General features: G+C 75.6%; 17 protein-coding genes. 6 read left to right on the forward strand and 11 right to left on the reverse strand.

Translation table 11 applies throughout. From position 1 onward, the window contains the following. Window positions 1–388: 388 nt before the first annotated feature. Window positions 389–1,483, reverse strand: a complete 1,095-nt coding sequence (locus ACIPSC_RS18255; RefSeq protein WP_400826746.1) for a hypothetical protein — start codon at window positions 1,481–1,483, stop codon at window positions 389–391. Then, entirely contained in the window at window positions 1,480–2,376 is an 897-nt protein-coding gene (locus ACIPSC_RS18260) for an RNA polymerase sigma factor (protein WP_400826841.1), read from the reverse strand. Before ACIPSC_RS18260 ends, ACIPSC_RS18255 begins: the two co-directional genes overlap by 4 nt. Window positions 2,377–2,817: 441 nt before the next feature. Here ACIPSC_RS18260 and ACIPSC_RS18265 point away from each other — a divergent pair, with 441 nt between their 5' ends. The 4 genes from ACIPSC_RS18265 (at window position 2,818) to ACIPSC_RS18280 (ending at window position 6,548) form a co-directional block, all read left to right on the forward strand. After that, window positions 2,818–3,531 carry a hypothetical protein gene (locus ACIPSC_RS18265; RefSeq protein WP_400826748.1) on the forward strand — a complete coding sequence of 238 codons (714 nt, stop codon included), beginning with the start codon at window positions 2,818–2,820 and terminating at the stop codon, window positions 3,529–3,531. A 293-nt stretch (window positions 3,532–3,824) separates the two neighbouring features. Continuing rightward, complete coding sequence (locus tag ACIPSC_RS18270) at window positions 3,825–4,562, forward strand: VC0807 family protein (protein WP_400826749.1); 738 nt, start codon at window positions 3,825–3,827, stop codon at window positions 4,560–4,562. Between the two features lie 160 nt (window positions 4,563–4,722). Beyond that, a complete protein-coding gene (locus tag ACIPSC_RS18275; protein WP_400826750.1) occupies window positions 4,723–5,460 on the forward strand; it encodes a tyrosine-protein phosphatase in 738 nt (245 codons plus the stop codon). A gap of 314 nt (window positions 5,461–5,774) precedes the next feature. Further along, window positions 5,775–6,548: a Clp protease N-terminal domain-containing protein gene (locus tag ACIPSC_RS18280; RefSeq protein WP_400826751.1), complete on the forward strand. Its 774-nt coding sequence runs from the start codon at window positions 5,775–5,777 to the stop codon at window positions 6,546–6,548. 56 nt (window positions 6,549–6,604) lie between these two features. Here ACIPSC_RS18280 and ACIPSC_RS18285 read toward each other — a convergent pair whose 3' ends face one another. The 4 genes from ACIPSC_RS18285 to ACIPSC_RS18300 all read right to left on the reverse strand — a co-directional run bounded on the left by ACIPSC_RS18285 (window position 6,605) and on the right by ACIPSC_RS18300 (window position 8,932). Next, window positions 6,605–7,096, reverse strand: coding sequence for an NUDIX domain-containing protein (locus tag ACIPSC_RS18285; protein WP_400826753.1), 492 nt, complete (start codon window positions 7,094–7,096; stop codon window positions 6,605–6,607). A 175-nt stretch (window positions 7,097–7,271) separates the two neighbouring features. Beyond that, entirely contained in the window at window positions 7,272–7,730 is a 459-nt protein-coding gene (locus ACIPSC_RS18290) for a hypothetical protein (RefSeq protein ID WP_400826754.1), read from the reverse strand. A gap of 119 nt (window positions 7,731–7,849) precedes the next feature. After that, window positions 7,850–8,347 (reverse strand): MarR family winged helix-turn-helix transcriptional regulator, encoded by a 498-nt coding sequence (locus ACIPSC_RS18295; protein WP_400826755.1) that lies wholly within the window; start codon window positions 8,345–8,347, stop codon window positions 7,850–7,852. A gap of 147 nt (window positions 8,348–8,494) precedes the next feature. Continuing rightward, window positions 8,495–8,932 (reverse strand): SRPBCC domain-containing protein, encoded by a 438-nt coding sequence (locus tag ACIPSC_RS18300; protein WP_400826757.1) that lies wholly within the window; start codon window positions 8,930–8,932, stop codon window positions 8,495–8,497. A gap of 223 nt (window positions 8,933–9,155) precedes the next feature. Between ACIPSC_RS18300 and ACIPSC_RS18305 the strand changes: the two genes are divergently transcribed. Continuing rightward, window positions 9,156–9,566 carry a hypothetical protein gene (locus ACIPSC_RS18305; RefSeq protein WP_400826759.1) on the forward strand — a complete coding sequence of 137 codons (411 nt, stop codon included), beginning with the start codon at window positions 9,156–9,158 and terminating at the stop codon, window positions 9,564–9,566. Here the strand turns inward: ACIPSC_RS18305 and ACIPSC_RS18310 are convergent. From ACIPSC_RS18310 to ACIPSC_RS18330, 5 genes are all read right to left on the reverse strand, one after another. Further along, window positions 9,477–10,457: a sigma-70 family RNA polymerase sigma factor gene (locus tag ACIPSC_RS18310; RefSeq protein ID WP_400826760.1), complete on the reverse strand. Its 981-nt coding sequence runs from the start codon at window positions 10,455–10,457 to the stop codon at window positions 9,477–9,479. The two genes, ACIPSC_RS18305 and ACIPSC_RS18310, sit on opposite strands and share 90 nt — an antisense overlap. Window positions 10,458–10,560: 103 nt before the next feature. Next, window positions 10,561–11,781 carry a serine hydrolase domain-containing protein gene (locus tag ACIPSC_RS18315; protein WP_400826762.1) on the reverse strand — a complete coding sequence of 407 codons (1,221 nt, stop codon included), beginning with the start codon at window positions 11,779–11,781 and terminating at the stop codon, window positions 10,561–10,563. Between the two features lie 292 nt (window positions 11,782–12,073). Then, window positions 12,074–12,343 (reverse strand): hypothetical protein, encoded by a 270-nt coding sequence (locus tag ACIPSC_RS18320; protein ID WP_400826763.1) that lies wholly within the window; start codon window positions 12,341–12,343, stop codon window positions 12,074–12,076. Window positions 12,344–12,561: 218 nt separating this feature from the next. Beyond that, on the reverse strand, window positions 12,562–12,828 hold the full coding sequence (locus tag ACIPSC_RS18325) for a UBP-type zinc finger domain-containing protein (protein WP_400826764.1): 267 nt from the start codon (window positions 12,826–12,828) through the stop codon (window positions 12,562–12,564). Window positions 12,829–12,883: 55 nt separating this feature from the next. Further along, window positions 12,884–13,828 carry a helix-turn-helix transcriptional regulator gene (locus ACIPSC_RS18330; RefSeq protein ID WP_400826766.1) on the reverse strand — a complete coding sequence of 315 codons (945 nt, stop codon included), beginning with the start codon at window positions 13,826–13,828 and terminating at the stop codon, window positions 12,884–12,886. 235 nt (window positions 13,829–14,063) lie between these two features. On the opposite strand from ACIPSC_RS18330, the gene ACIPSC_RS18335 reads away from it, so the two are divergent. Next, window positions 14,064–14,825: an SDR family oxidoreductase gene (locus ACIPSC_RS18335; protein WP_400826767.1), complete on the forward strand. Its 762-nt coding sequence runs from the start codon at window positions 14,064–14,066 to the stop codon at window positions 14,823–14,825. The last annotated feature ends 175 nt before the right edge of the window (window positions 14,826–15,000 follow it).

The following is a 15,000-nucleotide window of genomic DNA, read 5'->3' on the forward strand; positions in this document are numbered from 1 at the left end:
CGCCGCCGCCCCCGCCGCCACCCACCACCCCGCATTCCACACCCCCGACATGGGGTCCCACCGCTTCTCCGACACCTGCGGCGCGGCCGATCCCGCCGCAGCCTCCCCGGTTCGCGCGGGCCGGCGCCCCCCCCGACTGCGGGGCGGACGGGCCGACGGTTCCGGTCCCGGCCTGACCGCGGCGCGTCCGGGGGGTGCGCCTGCGGTCCGGCCGGGGCCGGCCGGGTGGACGGTGGGCACGGGGGAGCCGACCGGCCACCCGGGGTCTTCGGGCGGTGGAGCTACTGCGGGTCGTACGGTCTGCGGGTGGAGCGGGCACTGCGGTGGTGCTTCCCGGATGGGCGGCGGGCCCGGGGGGATTCGCTCGCCGCCCATCCGGAGTCTCGGGTCACCTCTTGGGTGAGGCTTCGGCGGGTTTGTCGGTCCGGTCGGGCTTCGGCCGCGGGTCGTCGAGCGTCGGCAGCGGAGGCAGCACGGGGGTGCCGGTGGCCTTGCCGCCGTTCCCACCGGAGCCGGAGCCGCCCGAACCACCGGAGCCGGAGCCGGAGGTCTTGCCGCCGTCACCGTTCTGGTTGCCGTTCTGGTTGCCGTCCTGGGTGCCGCCCGCGTTGTTGCCCCCGTTGCCGGAGGCGCCGCCGGACTGCTGGGAGGAGTTCCGGCGGTCGTCCTCGCCGGCGCGCCGCAGGACGTTCGCGCAGTACTCCTCCACCTTGTCCGCGCCGCCGGCCTCCGCGACCAGCGCGGCGAACTGCGGGTCCGCGGTGAGCAGGCGCGGGCGCTCGCCCTTGCCCGTCCGGTCGGTGAAGCCGCGGCAGAGCGCGGCCAGGCCGTTCGGACCGCCCTTGGTCTCCCCGTTGGCCGGGGTCGAGGACGGCGCACCCGGCGCGGACTGCCGGCCCGCCCCGGCGGAGGGCCCGCCACCGGTGGTCGACGGACCGTCGAAGGGCTGCCGCGCGGCCGAGGAGGCGGCCGCCGCGCCGGACTTCGTCCCCGGTGCGGACGTTCCGGTGGCCGCGGGGACGACCGGCGTCCGGCCGCGGTCCTCGGACCCGCCGCCGAGCGCCGACGGCAGGTTGCCCGTGCCGGCCGCGACCGCCACCCCGCCGAGCGCGGTGGCGCCGAGCACGACGGCAACGGCCTTCGTGCTGAAGGCCCTGGCCAGCGCGGCGGTTGCCATCGATCGTCTCCGGACGGGTGCAGGTACGGCGGATACAGCAGGGACGGGCGCGAGACGGGCCTCCCGGAACGCGGCCAGCGCCGCCTCCTCGCCGGAGAGCTCCTCCGCCACCGCCGGGGCGGAGGCAGCGGCCAGAACGCGGGCCACCCGGTCCACCGGCCCGCCCGCGGGCAGTCCGGTCGACCCGGTGCCGACGTCCGGTCCGGTGAGTGAGGCGTCCTGCCCGGCCGACGGGCCGCCCACGGCGCCGCCAAGCAGCTGCTCGGCCGTGTCGCGGTCGATCCGACGGGATCGGTTGGTGCTCATCTCATGTCCTTCAGCGTCGCGGCCCTGCGTTCTGTCACACCCTGCGAAGAAATTTCTTCGCCGGACTTTCCGGAGCCCCGCCGGGCCCCCCGTCCGACCCGGCCCGACTGGTGCGGCACCGGCTGCCCGGTCGGCTGCTGCACCGTGGTCGAGGCCGCCCGTCGGGCTGCCTGCTGGGCCATCTGCTGCGCCGGGATCCCGACCCCGGACGCGAAGGACTGCTCCAGCAGCTTGGCCAGCCGCCGCAGCCCCCGGTGCGCGGCCATCCGCACCGTCCCGGCCCGCTTGCCGAGCACCCGCGCGGCACTCTCCGCGTCGAGCTCCATCACCACCCGCAGCAGCACGGCCTCGGCCTGGTCGTGCGGCAGCCGGGAGATCAGCGCCAGCGCGTCCGCCGTGCCGACGGCGGCCATCGCCGCGCCCGCCGTGTCGTCCCCCGCGGCCAGCTCGCCCAGGTACTCGAAGGGGAGGTCCGCGACCGGTCTGCGGCGTTTGGCCCGCAGGTGGTCCAGGGCGCGGTTGCGGCCGATGGTGGCGGCCCAGCCGCGGAAGCCGTCCCCGTCGCCGGTGAAGGACGGCAGGTCGCGGGCGATCTGGAGCCAGGCCTCGGAGGCGATGTCCTCGGCGTCCTGGGTGTCCTCGGGCCGGCCGCCGATCAGCACCCGGAGGTAGCGGATCAGGCCCGGCTGCACGCTGCGGAACAGCAGCCGGAACGCCTCCTCGTCGCCGTCCTGCGCGGCTCGGACGGCGGCGGTCAGGTCGGTCGGGGCTGCGCCCGGGGGCCGGGCGGACGGTGGACCGGGCGGTGGGCCGGACGTCGGTACCGGTCCGGACCGGCCGACGGGGCTGTTGGTGCCCGCTCCGGGGCGCTCTGCACTCTGCACCCGCCACATCATGCGCCATCCGGGTGATCGGTCCGAGCCGCCGGGGCGACCGGAGGCTCCGGCGCCCGCCCGACGGCCCGGCTCCGGGTACGATGCCGGACTCCCCGGCGGGTCGCCCGGGTCTGCCGGACGTTCGGCCGTCCGGACCAAGGGCCGCAGGTCAGGGGCCTCGCGGCCGGTCGTGCGGCGGGCCTTCGCCCGCGGCCCCGCGGACGGCCTCCCGCCTACCGTGGAGGGCGGCCGGGCGGTCCGGACCGACCCCGCGGACCCCTCCCGCGCCACTCCCACCGCCTCCGCCGGCCAGGCCGTCGGCCGGCCGCACCCGCGGCCGCCGGTACCCTGCGCCCTCCACCGGCACGCCCGGCGACCGCCCGGCACCGGCCCGGTACCCGCCCGCGACCGCGGAACCACGCCGCCCGTACGCCACCCCTCACCACGACTGGGAGCACGATGACGACCGCCCGCGAGCTCTACGCGAAGGGACTGCGCGACCACCTCGCGCCCGCCCTGCGCGCCCTGGGCCTCGCCGGGTGGCGCCGGAGCTTCAGCCTCCCCGACCGGACCCACTGGGCGCTGCTCGGCCTGGTCGAGCAGACCGGGCCGACCCGGCCGACCGGGCCGAGCCCCGACGACCGGGTGCGCTTCACCTTCGGCCTCAGCCTGGTGCGCAAGGCGGACTGGACCGCCGCGGGCCTCCCCGGCCTGCGCCCGGACCCGCGCACCGGCTACGGCATCGAGGTCTGGCGGGCCCGGATCGGCGACGTGCTGCCGGTCGGCGAGGAGATCTGGTGGGAGGTGCTGCCCGGCCCCCGCTGGCGGGTCGCGCTGGACGACTCGGTCGCCGCCGTCCGCCACTACGGCCTGCCCGAGTTGCTGCGCCGGATCGAGCGGGACCGCAGCGGCGGCGGGGAGACCTACCTCTCCCCCGCCGAGCTGGAGCAGGTCAACGCCGTCCTGCTGGGTGCCTCGGTGGCCCGGATCCAGCGGGCCGAGCTGGTCGACGGGCGCCTCGACCTCACCGGGGCCTGGACCGGGGCGGACGCGGTCGCCCGGACCGTGCTGCACGGCGTCGCCCGCGGGTTCCGCTCCGCCGGGGACGACCGCTTCGACACGGTGCGCTGTCTGGACACCCTCGGCCGCGCGCTCTGGTCGTTCCCGTCCTGAGCCCCGGCTGCGCGCGGCCCGCCCGCACGGCCACCCGCATGTCCGCCCGCGTCCCGGACCTTGCACCCCTGACGTGCACCCCGGATGCACCCCGGAACGCCCGCCCCGGACGGCCCCGCCCCGGCCGGAGGAACCGCAGGTCGGAGGCGCTGTCATGACGCGGACCGTGACAACTGTCATGCGGATCCCGCAACGGACGGCACTGCTCTGACGGAGGGTCGGGCCGGAAAACTGGAGGCACGACGCGGGCACCGGGCCCGCGGGCCGACCACCCAGTCCGGGGAGGACCCACCGTGAGCCAGACCCTCAGCGCCCCCGCCGTCACCGCCATCGCCGTCACCGCCGCCCCGGCCACCACCGCCGCCCCGGCCCCCGCCGCGAAGGCGCCGAACGCCCTCCGCCCGCTGGTCCTCGACGTCGCCGCCCCGCTGGCCGGCTACTACCTGCTGCACTCCGCCTTCGGCATGAGCGAGTTCGCCGCCCTCGCGTGGAGCGGTGCCATCCCCGCCGTCCGGACCACCGTCGGCCTGCTCCGCGAACGGAAGCTCAACCTGTGGGCCTCGATGATGCTGGGCGTCAACGTGGTCGGCCTGGCGCTCACCACCGTCACCGGCGACGCCCGGCTGATGCTGGCCAAGGACGGCGCGCTGAGCGCCACCATCGCGCTGGCGATCCTCGGCTCGGTGCTGCTCGGCCGGCCGCTGATGTCCTCGGCGCTGATGCCCTTCCTCACCAAGGGCGACCGGGCACGCTCCGACGCCTGGCACCGGCTGGCCGGCGGCCGGGCGGCCGGCTCGCGCAGCTTCCGCCGCCACGAGCGGCTCTTCTCCACCATCTGGGGCACCGCTCTGCTGACCGAGTGCGTGGCCCGGGTGGTCGGCGCGTTCACCCTGCCGGTCTCCACCATGGCCTGGCTCTCCACGGTCTTCCTGGTCGGCGCGATCGCCGCCGGTGCCGTGCTCGGCCAGATCGCCGCCGACCCGATGGAGAAGCTGGTCCGCGCCGAGGCCGACCGTCCCACCGACTGCTGAGAGACGTGCAGGTCAGAACGCCCGCCCCGATCCATCCGCCCACGAACATCCGCTGACGATCCGTCGAACATCCGGCGAAGTCGAGGAACCATCGGGACGGCCCGGGAGTCCTCTCTATAACGAGGGGGTAACGGACCCCCGACGAGAACGGGGAGCCCCGATGAGCCGGACGGACGCGCTGACCACCACCGAGGACCGCACCCTGGTCTGGGACGGCTGCCTGAACGTCCGCGACCTCGGCGGACTCCCGACCACCGACGGCGCCCGCACCGCCCACCGCGCCGTCGTCCGGGCCGACAACCTGGACCGCCTCACCGCCGAGGGCTGGGACGCCCTCCTCGACCACGGCATACGCACCGTCGTCGACCTGCGCGACATCGCCGAGTACAAGCCGCTCCTCCCGCTGCCCGAGGGCATCGAGCTGATCCGCGTCCCGCTGGACGAACTGGCCGGCCCCGCCTGGTGGGAGGCCCACGGGAGGCTGGACGGAACCCCGCTCGCGTTCCGCCCCTACCTGGACCACTGCCCGCACGCCGCCGCCGAACTGGTCACCGCCATCGCCGGCGCCCGGCCCGGCGGGCTGGTCGTGCACTGCGGCGCCGGCCGCGACCGCACCGGCCTGGCCGCCCTGCTGCTGCTCGCCCTCGCGGGCGTGGAGCCCACCGAGATCGTCGCCGACTACCTGCTCAGCGCCCCCAACGTCCGCCCGCTGTACGGCATGCTCGGCCTGCCGGACCAGTACCGCCGGATCGACGCGGTGCTCGCCGAGGCCGGGACCACCGCGGAGGCCGCCCTGTTCGCCGCCCTCGACGGGTTCGAGCCGGCCGGCTACCTGCGCGCCGCCGGCGTCGACCCGGCCGGCCTCGCCGCCGTCCGCGCCCGGCTGCTCGGCGCCTGACGCCCACCGGCGCACCCGGGGCGGCGTGCCGACGCAACGCCGCCACCGCCCGACGCCACCCGACGCCGCCCGCCCCGGCCTCCGGTCCGGCCACCAGAGCCGGTCGGCCAGCCCGGGGTCCAGCGCGATCCGGCTCCCCGCGAAGTCCGCGCGGTGCCGGGCTGCGTGCGCGGTGAAGAAGCCGGCCATGGTGACCCTGTCGAAGCCCTCCCGGTCGCTCGGGAACGGCTCGGCCCCCGAGGGAATGCAGACCCAACTCCCACCATCGTCAACGACAGGTTGACGCCCATCCATCGACAACCTACGGTTGACGCATGGAGAATTCAGCCGTTCCCCGGACCACTCCGCTGCGCCTCGACGACCTGATCGAGGCGATCAAGAACCTTCACAGCGACGCGCTCGACCAGCTCTCCGGCGCGGTCATCGCCGCCGACCACCTCGGCGAACTCGCGGACCACCTGATCGGCCACTTCGTCGACCAGGCCCGCCGCTCCGGCGCGTCCTGGACCGAGATCGGCCGCAGCATGGGCGTCAGCAAGCAGGCCGCCCAGAAGCGGTTCGTCCCCAAGGATCCGGCCACCCCGGCCGACCTCGACCCCTCCCAGGGGTTCAGCCGGTTCACCGACCGGGCCCGGAGCGTCGTGATGGCCTCGCAGGAGGAGGCGCGCACGGCCGGGAACGCCGAGATCGGCACCGGGCACCTGCTGCTCGGCCTGCTGGCCGAGCCGGAGGGGTTGGCCGTCAAGGCGCTCGCCGCCCAGGGCGTCGCGCCCGAGGCCGTCCGGTCCGCGGTGGCGGCCGTGCTGCCGGCGCCCGTGGACGAGGTGCCCGGCCTGATCCCGTACGACGCGCAGGGCAAGAAGGCGCTGGAGCTGACCTTCCGCGAGGCGCTCAAGCTGGGCCACAACTACGTCGGCACCGAGCACATCCTGCTCGCGCTGCTGGAACTGGAGCACGGCGAGGGCCCGTTGGGCGACCTGCACGTCGACAAGCCGGAGGTGGAGGTCTTCGTCTCCGAGGCGGTGGCCGCCTTCATCGCGGCCCGCGCGACCGACGTGGACGATGCCGGCGACACGGACCGGGCCTGAGACGCGGGCGGGTGCGGACGGTGCGGACCCCGGGCGGCCGGGGCCCGCACCGGTGCTCAGAAGCCGGACACGTGGGTGGTGACGATCCGCACCCGCCCGTCGACGGCGGCCTCCGTCGCCGCCCGCAGCCGCAACGAGCGGGCCGGGCCCAGGAGTTCGAGCGCCTCCTGATCGGTGGCCCAGCGGTGGTCGTCGAGCTCGCCGGCCGGGACGGTCACGGGGGTGCCGTCCGGGACGGTGCCGAAGTCGAAGAGGAAGTGCTCGGCGGGGTGGTCGAGTTCACCGGACGCATGGGTCCAGGAGATGGCAAGCAGGTCGCCGGCCGACCGGACGATCCCGGTCTCCTCCTCCAGCTCGCGCGCCGCGCACTCGGCCGGCCCCTCGCCGAGGTCGATCGTCCCGCCGGGGAACTGCCAGTGCTCGCGGTATCCGGCCTTCACGATCAGGATCCGCCCCGACTCGTCGCGCAGCACGCAGCCGGCCGCCGCGTAGATCCGCGGCAGGGACGCCAGCCACTCCTCCCGGGACTTCAACGGCTCAGCCGACACGGTGGTCCTCCTCCGACGCAGAACGGGTCTCCGCGCCCACTCTGCCATCCGGCACCCGCCGCCCGTCGGCCGGACGGCGGCACGCGGGCGGGACCGACGCCGGGGCGGGGCCGACACTGCGTCGGGGCCGACGCCGGGGCAGGACAGGCGCCGGGGCGGGCACCGGCCGCGGGCGTCAGGCTTCGGCCAGGATGGCGTTGGCACGCTCGGTGACGGTGGTCAGGACGCGGGCGGCGACGGCCAGGTCCTCGGCGGGAAGGTCACCGTAGATCCGGGCCACGATCCGCTTCACCCCGTCCTGGATCCGGCCGTGCATCTCGCGCCCGGCTTCGGTGAGGGCGAGGACGGCCGGGCCGCCGCCGTCGCCGCCCGAGGCGGTCGCCAGGCCGGCGTCGAGCAGCTGCTCGATCACCGCGTCGGCGGCCGCGGCGTCGATCTTCAGCCCATCGGTGAGCCGGGCGATCAGGTGGTCGCGGCCGGCGACACCCTCCGGCCGGTCGCCGAGGCCATTGATCGCGACCTCCTGGTGGAAGGTCAGGCCGAGGCTTTCGAAAACGGTCTCCGCCACCGCGCGGGTGGCGTAGTGGGCGAGGCCGATGGTCCGGCCGTTGAGGACGGCGACAGTGGTGGACATGAGGTCACTCCTTCGACAGATCCAGCAGGTCATCGAGCAGGTGTGCTGAGCGGTTCGGGTGGCGCGGGCTTTCGCCTTGCTTCGGCAGGGCAGTCCCGTGGCACGTCCGGCGGGACGGGTCAGCCGAGCCGGTCGTCGAGCGGGATGTCGAGCGCGACGTCCAGCGGGACGTCGAGCAGTGCGGTCAGCTCGGCCGCGAACGCCGCGGTCCGCTCCCCGCCCAGGCCGCCCAGCGGCGCGAGCAGCCGGTCGAGCAGCAGCTGGACGGTGGCGACCGCGCGGCGGGCGGCCTGCTCCCCCTCGGTGGTGAGCGAGAGCCGGACCGCCCGGGTGTCGGCCGGGTCCGGAGTCCGCTCGATCAGGCCGGAAGCCTCCAGCGACCGGGCGATCTTGGACACGTAGAGCGCTTCCAGCCCGGTGTGGTCGGCCAGTTGGCGCTGGCTCGGCCGCTGCCCGGACCGGTGCATCCCGTGCAGGGAGCCGAGCAGCGTGTACTGCGCGTGGGTCAGCCCCAGCGGCGCCAGCGCCCGGTCGACGGCGGTGCGCCACCGCGTCGACAGCCGCCAGACCAGGAAGCCCGGCGTCGGGCCCTTCTGCGGAATCACGTTCTCGCTCATGACAGATACAGTACATGGCTACTGTTGCCATGGCTACTATTTCCGCGGACTTCTCCACGCCTCCACGGACTCCCGCCTCCACGCCTCCGCGGCCCGGGGGTGCGCCCGACTCGAACACAGCCGTTGCGCACCCCCGAACGCCACGGATCAGCCCCGGCCGGCCAGGTGCTCGACCAGGCGGTCGAAGCTGGAGTTGAGGCCGGCCACGGCGTCCGGGCCGTTGTACCGGTCCGGCACGTCGGTCTGGTGCAGGACCACCTCGGCGCGGTCGTCGCCGAGGTCCCGGAAGGTCAGCGTGGAGCGCATCCCGGCACTCGCCTCGACGACGGCCAGCAGCTCGCCCTCGCGGAGCTCGACGATCTCGGCCTTCATCGGGTACCGGTCGCCGGTGGCGTCGACGACCATCGTGCTGTCGTAGCGCCCGCCGACCCGCGGCTCGATCGTCACGGTGTCCAGCGGGACGTGGATGCCGGCCGGGCCCCAGAAGCGGACGAACTGCTCCGGGTCGAGGTAGGCCCGGAAGGCGGCGGCCGCGGTGCCGGGCAGCTCGCGGGTGATGGTCAGCTCGCCAAGGTTCTCGGTCATGGGGTGTTCCTCGTGCTCGCGGTTCGGTGTGTCGCTCTCACAGGGTTGGACCGGGGGCGCGGCCGGAACTCATCGCTCCCCGGGAGAATTCTTCAGCGAATCTCCCGCCGGGCCGATGAGCCGCGCCCACCGCGCCGGTCTGACCTCTGTGGACACCTACCGAACGACACCCCCCGCACCGGATCCGGCACCCGCCCGGACACCTCCCCGCGCCCCGGACCCGGTGCGTGAACCGCGGCTGACCTGCGACCTCGACGCCCTGCCCGCCGCCGGCCCGGGCGCCGCCGACCTGGCCGTCGTCGACGCGCTCGCCCGGCTCCGGCTCGCCGCCGCCCGGCACGGCGTCCGGGTGGTCCTGAGGAACGCGAGCGGCCCGCTGCGGGAGCTGCTCGCGTTCGCCGGCCTCGCCGGAGTGCTGCCGGTGGAGCCTGACGACGACCCGCCCGGCGCGACGGACGACCCGCGTCGGTCCGAACCGCCCCCGTTCGACCCGCCCCCGTCCGGCCCGCTCGGCGAGGTCGGCCCGGTCTGCGCGGGCCCCGGCCTAGGCGTCCAGCCGGGGCGGCAGCCCGAAGAGCGGGAAGACCGTATCGGTGTCGAGGAAGTTGGTGAGCCCGGTGATCCGCCCCGCTGACACCTCCAGCACGATGAGCGCCCACGGCTCGTGGCCGCCGTCCGGGCTCGGCCGGTACTGCCCGAAGGCCGGGCTTCCGTTGGCGTCCACCGGCACCAGCCGCGAACCCCGGCAGCCACAGCCCGGGCCGAGCATCCACTCGCGGATCTCGCCCCGCCCCTGCAGCCACATCTCGTACGGCGGCATGTTGAGCGTGACGTCCTCGTGCAGCAGGGCCGCGAGACCGTCCATGTCGTACGCCTCGAAGGCCGTGACGTAGCGGGCCAGCAGTGCCCGGTGGTCGTCGTCCAGCGCGGGCGCCGGGCGGGAGGCCGTGGCGTCCGCGGCGAGCACCGCGCGGGCCCGCTGCAGCGCACTGTTGACCGAGGCCACGGTGACGCCCAGCAGCTCGGCGACCTCGGCGGCCTTCCAGCCGAGCACCTCGCGCAGGATCAGCACCGCCCGCTGCCGGGGCGCCAGCCGCTGCAGGACGGAGACGAAGGCCAACCGCACCGACTCCCGCTGGGCGGCCACCTCGGCCGGGTCCCCCGTCTCGGGCAGGACCCGGCCGTCCGGCGCGGGCCCGATCCAGAACACCTCGGACAGCTGGGCCCCGCTCGCGGTGGCCACGGTGGACGGGCCGGCCAGGTCCATCGGACGGGCCCGGTTGTTGCGGCCGTTCAGCGCGTCCAGGCAGACGTTGGTCGCGATCCGGTAGAGCCAGGAGCGCAGCGCGGCCCGCCCCTCGAAGCCCTGGTGGCCGCGCCACGCGCGGACCATCGTCTCCTGGACCGCGTCCTCCGCCTCGAAGACCGAGCCGAGCATCCGGTAGCAGTAGCCGGTCAGTTCCGTCCGGTACCGCTCCAGCCGGAGCTCCAGCGGCTCCTCCGTCCCGGTCATCAGATCGGCCATCACGCGCCCCCGTGTCCACCCACCGCCAACGATCGGACCGACCGTACCGCAGGGGACCGACACCCGGTCTGCGACTGCTTCACCCCGCCCACCCGACCTGCCGCTACTTGGCCTCGTACACCTGGCCGGAGCCGAAGGAGGCGGTCACGATCTCCCAGACCTTCGGGAACTCGGCGCCGTTCAGGCCGGTCGGGTTGAGCGTCAGGACCACCTTGCGACTGAGGTCCTTGGTGGCGAAGACGCCGCTGTAGTAGCCGGGCCGGGAGCCGGTCTTGCCCCAGACCACGGTGCCGTTGGGCAGGGTGGCGCTCATCAGGCCCTTGCTGAAGCAGGCGTGGCCGGCCGTCGGGCCGACCTCGCAGTTCTTGTTCCGGTTGTTGGGCACGTCCGGGACGCGGAAGAGCTCCGCCTGCTGGGCCGGCGGCAGCAGCCGGCCGCGCAGCAGCGCGGTCATGAACCGGTCCAGGTCGGCGGCGGAGGAGATCATGCCGCCCTCCGCCCAGGGCCAGGGGCTCTGCTCGGTGACGTCCACCCGGCCGCCGTCCGGGCCGGGTACGTCGAGGAAGGCGGTGGCGTGCGGGCCGGGAACGGCGAGGTCGTCGCGCGCCGGGACGAAGGTGTCCCGCAGGCCGAGCGGGCGGGTGATCCGGGCCTGCACCTCCTGGGCGAAGGAGCGGCCGGTCGCCTTCTCGACCAGCATCCCCGCGACGAGGGTGTTGATGCCGTTGTACTGCTGCGCAGTGCCCGGCGCGAAGCCCATCGGCTGCCGGACGGCGTCCGCCACCACCTGCTGCGGGGTCCAGGAGTCCGCCTTGTGCTCGGCGAACCACCGCTCGGTTCCGTCCCCGGAGGTCAGCCCGCCGCCACCGGGCAGGCCGCTGGTGTGGTCGAGCAACTGGCCGACGGTGACCGGCGGGTACGCCGCCGGGAGCAGGCCGGGCAGGTACTGCTGGACGGTGCCGTCCAGGTCGAGCCGCCGCTCGGCGGCGAGCTGGAGCACCACGGTGGCGGTGAACACCTTGGAGATGCTGCCGATCCGGAACCGCGCGTCCGCCGGGACGCCGCCCGCCGCGCCCGACCACCGGCTGCCGGGACCGTCGACCCGGACCAGCGCGCCGGTGATGCCGGCCGGCAGGTCGGCGAGGGCCCGCGAGAGGGCCGCCCGGTCCACCGGCGCGGCCGGGCGGGCGGCGGCGACGGCCGCCGTGTCCGCGGGCCGGTCCGCCGCCAGGGCGGGCGTCGCGGCACCGGCCGCGACGGCCGCGACCAGCGCACCGGAGATCGCGAGGGTGGTCCAACGGCTTTCACGCTGCGGGGTGTTCATCGACTGGGGCTCCAACTCGGGCTCGTCCGACGGGCGGTGATCGCTTCCGGGAACGAGTCTGTGGGAGCCGGGCGCAGCGGCCATCCGGGACGGTCCCCCACCCGTCCCCCAGCCGACCCCGAGACGGCCCGGGGCCGGTCGCCGAGCATGCGTCAGGGGCGGGAGCCGGTGCTCGACTCCCGCCCCTGGGGTGCGGGTCCGCCGCCCGGGCCCCGTCCGACCGGGCCGCCGGGCCGCCGGGCCGCCGGGCCGCCGGGCCGCCGGGCCGCCGGGGGCAGTATCTGGGCAGGACCTAATGCGCGGAGTGCTTCTCCGCACCGCGGTGGCGGTGGCCCTTGAGCTCGGCGTGCATCGCCGGAGCGGAGTGCATGGCCGCCACCTCGACGTCGCGCCCGCCGTGGCGGAAGGAGGATCCGCCCGAGGACGCACCGGCGGAGGACGGGGCGTCGGTCCGCAGCCGCGGCGGGAGCGGTCTCGGGCTCGTCGCCATGCCCCGCCGTTCCAGCAGGTCCTGGGTGCCCCGGCGGAGCTTGGTGCTGCTGCTCGGCATCGACTTGGCCATCGTGGGCCTCCCTTCGGCGGTCACCGGCCGGACATGCGCCGACCGGGAGGGCCGCACGGGCGTTATGTCCGGATTTTAGCCGGGTTACACCTGAGCTCGCCCACCCGGTCGGCCTGACCTCCCGCCCTGCCCGGGCCGCCCCTCCTCGGCCGCCGGCGGCTCGTCCGTCGACACCTCGGCCTCCGGCGGCTCGGGCGGCAGGGCCCGTCCGGTGCGGCTCAGCCCATGACCTCGTGCACGTAGCACCAGCGCCAGTCCTCCCCCGGCTCGTAGGAGCGGACCACCGGGTGGGAGCTGTTGTGGAAGTGCGCGATGGCGTGCCGCTGCGGCGAGAACTCGCAGCAGCCGATGTGGCCGCAGTCCAGGCAGATGCGCAGGTGCACCCAGTCCCGGCGCCCCTGGGCCAGGCAGTCGGCGCAACCGTCGACCGGCGGGAGGGGTTCGATGTCCAGGGGTGCCGCGGTGAGGTCTTCGCAGGCGCTCATGGACGCAGGGTAGTGACGGCGCCCCGGCCCGCGGGTCCAAGACACGCCCTGCCGGTCAGTCCGCCGCGGGCCCGCCCGGGGCCCCCGCCCCTTCGGTCCGAGCCGCTCCGGCCCGCGCCGCTCCGGCCCTCGCCGCTCCGTCCTGCGTACCGACGACCCGCGTACCGACGGCCTGCCCGCCGTCGGCGCGCCAGCTCGCCAGCAGGGCGAGCCGCTCCGCCGTGGGCGACCCCGCCGGCGCGGTGTACGCGACCAACAGCTGGTCGGCCGCCCCGTTGACGGCCAGCGTCTCGTAGCCGAAGTCGAGCTCGCCCACCAGCGGATGGTGGATCAGCTTGGTCCCGTGGGTCTTCTCCCGCACCTGGTGGTCCGCCCAGAGCCGGCGGAACTCCTCGCTGCGCACCGAGAGTTCGCCCACCAGCGCGGCCAGCTTCGGGTCCTCCGGGTACCGCCCGGCATCCAGCCGCAGGTAGGACACGGTCTCGGCCGCCACCGCCTCCCACTGCGGGTAGAACTCCCGGGCGGCCGGGTCGAGGAAGGTGTGGCGGGCTGCGTTGACCTCGCCGGCCGGGCGCGCGGAGAAGCCGTTCACGGCGTCGCCGAGGGCGTTCCAGGCGAGCACGTCCATCCGCCGGCCGAGGACGAAGGCCGGCACGCCGGGCATCAGGTCCAGCAGCAGGCGGGTGCCGTCGCGCACCTGACGGCGGCCGGGTCCGCCGTCGGCCCGGCGCGGCGGACGGGCCAGCGCGCGCAGGTGCGCGGCCTCCACCTCGTCCAGCCGCAGCACCCGGGCCACCGCGTCCAGCACCGCGTCGGAGGCGCTGCCGCCGCGGCCCTGCTCCAGCCGGACGTAGTAGTCGACGCTGACCCCGGCGAGCTGGGCGACCTCCTCGCGGCGCAGCCCCTGCACCCGGCGGCGGCCGTGCGCGGGCAGGCCGACCTCCTCGGGCTGGATCCGGGACCGACGCGAACGGAGGAAGTCCCCCACGGTGTTCTCCATGCCCGGCAGCGTAGACCGGGACGGCCCGGGCGAGGGTGGTAACGGCGTTCCCAGGATGGCCCTTCCCGGGTTGCGCCGTCCCGGGTCGGACGCAGCCCTGGGTGGCCGGTCGCGGCGCCGGCAGAGTGAGTCCGGCCAGGCCGCCGCGGCCCGGCCGGACCGCCCCGGGGCGGTCCGCACCGGCCGAACCGCCCGGCTTCCCCGAGCGCCGGCAGCACCCGAGCAGGAGCACCCGATGAGCTACCCCGCCCTCGCCACCCGCACCGCCGTCGTCACCGGAGCCGCCAGCGGCATGGGCGAGGCCACCGCCCGCCTGCTCGGCGCCGCCGGGGCCCATGTCGCGCTGCTGGCCCGCCGCACCGAGCGGCTGGACGCGCTGGCCGCCGAGATCGGCGCCGCCGGCGGCCGGGCGCTCGCCGTCACCGCCGACATCACCGACCAGGCCTCGGTGGACGCCGCCGTGAAGGCCGTCCACGACGCGTTCGGCCCGGTCGACCTGGTGGTCAACAACGCCGGCGTGATGCTGCCCAACCCCGTCGCCGACGGCCGGATCGACGAGTGGACCCGCATGATCGACACCAACCTCACCGGTGCGCTGCGGATCGTCCGCGCCTTCGCCGCCGACCTCACCGAGGCCGCCGCCGAGGGCCGCCCGGCCGACCTGGTCAACGTCTCCTCGATCGCCTCGCACGTCGCCTTCCCCGACTACGCCGTCTACGGCGCCACCAAGGCCGCGCTGACCCAGCTCTCCACCGCGCTCCGCACCGAGTTCGGGCCGCGCGACGTCCGGGTCAGCGCGATCGAGCCCGGGCTGACCGACACCGAGCTCGGCGGGCACATCGACAACCCGGTACTGCGCGAGCAGCTCGGCGGGATGTTCGCCGCGATCCCGGCCCTGACCTCCGAGGACATCGCCGACCTGATCAGCTACACCGTCACCCGGCCCCGGCACGTCAACCTCCGCCACCTGGTCGCCCTGCCCACCCGGCAGGCGTGACCCATCCGGCGGCCCGGCAGGCCGGGGCGCCCGCCCGGTACGCCCGGTACGCCCGGGCCGACCGGTACGCCCGACCACCGGGAGCTCCGGGACCGCCCGGGCCACCCGACCGGCGGGACCACCCCGGACCGCCCGGGTCAAGGGTTCTCCGCCGCGCCCGGGCCGGGCCATGGGA

Source organism: Kitasatospora sp. NPDC090091 (assembly GCF_044747365.1).
Classification (GTDB): domain Bacteria; phylum Actinomycetota; class Actinomycetes; order Streptomycetales; family Streptomycetaceae; genus Kitasatospora.

Excerpts from the sequence above, each read along its gene's own strand:
- ACIPSC_RS18295 (WP_400826755.1), bottom strand. The coding sequence starts at position 8,347 with ATGAGCGAGAACGTGATTCCGCAGAAGGGCCCGACGCCGGGCTTCCTG.
- ACIPSC_RS18300 (WP_400826757.1), bottom strand. The coding sequence starts at position 8,932 with ATGACCGAGAACCTTGGCGAGCTGACCATCACCCGCGAGCTGCCCGGC.
- ACIPSC_RS18315 (WP_400826762.1), bottom strand. The coding sequence starts at position 11,781 with ATGAACACCCCGCAGCGTGAAAGCCGTTGGACCACCCTCGCGATCTCC.
- ACIPSC_RS18320 (WP_400826763.1), bottom strand. The coding sequence starts at position 12,343 with ATGGCCAAGTCGATGCCGAGCAGCAGCACCAAGCTCCGCCGGGGCACC.
- ACIPSC_RS18280 (WP_400826751.1), top strand. The coding sequence starts at position 5,775 with ATGGAGAATTCAGCCGTTCCCCGGACCACTCCGCTGCGCCTCGACGAC.
- ACIPSC_RS18330 (WP_400826766.1), bottom strand. The coding sequence starts at position 13,828 with ATGGAGAACACCGTGGGGGACTTCCTCCGTTCGCGTCGGTCCCGGATC.
- ACIPSC_RS18310 (WP_400826760.1), bottom strand. The coding sequence starts at position 10,457 with ATGGCCGATCTGATGACCGGGACGGAGGAGCCGCTGGAGCTCCGGCTG.
- ACIPSC_RS18335 (WP_400826767.1), top strand. The coding sequence starts at position 14,064 with ATGAGCTACCCCGCCCTCGCCACCCGCACCGCCGTCGTCACCGGAGCC.
- ACIPSC_RS18275 (WP_400826750.1), top strand. The coding sequence starts at position 4,723 with ATGAGCCGGACGGACGCGCTGACCACCACCGAGGACCGCACCCTGGTC.
- ACIPSC_RS18325 (WP_400826764.1), bottom strand. The coding sequence starts at position 12,828 with ATGAGCGCCTGCGAAGACCTCACCGCGGCACCCCTGGACATCGAACCC.
- ACIPSC_RS18255 (WP_400826746.1), bottom strand. The coding sequence starts at position 1,483 with ATGAGCACCAACCGATCCCGTCGGATCGACCGCGACACGGCCGAGCAG.
- ACIPSC_RS18260 (WP_400826841.1), bottom strand. The coding sequence starts at position 2,376 with ATGTGGCGGGTGCAGAGTGCAGAGCGCCCCGGAGCGGGCACCAACAGC.
- ACIPSC_RS18290 (WP_400826754.1), bottom strand. The coding sequence starts at position 7,730 with ATGTCCACCACTGTCGCCGTCCTCAACGGCCGGACCATCGGCCTCGCC.
- ACIPSC_RS18265 (WP_400826748.1), top strand. The coding sequence starts at position 2,818 with ATGACGACCGCCCGCGAGCTCTACGCGAAGGGACTGCGCGACCACCTC.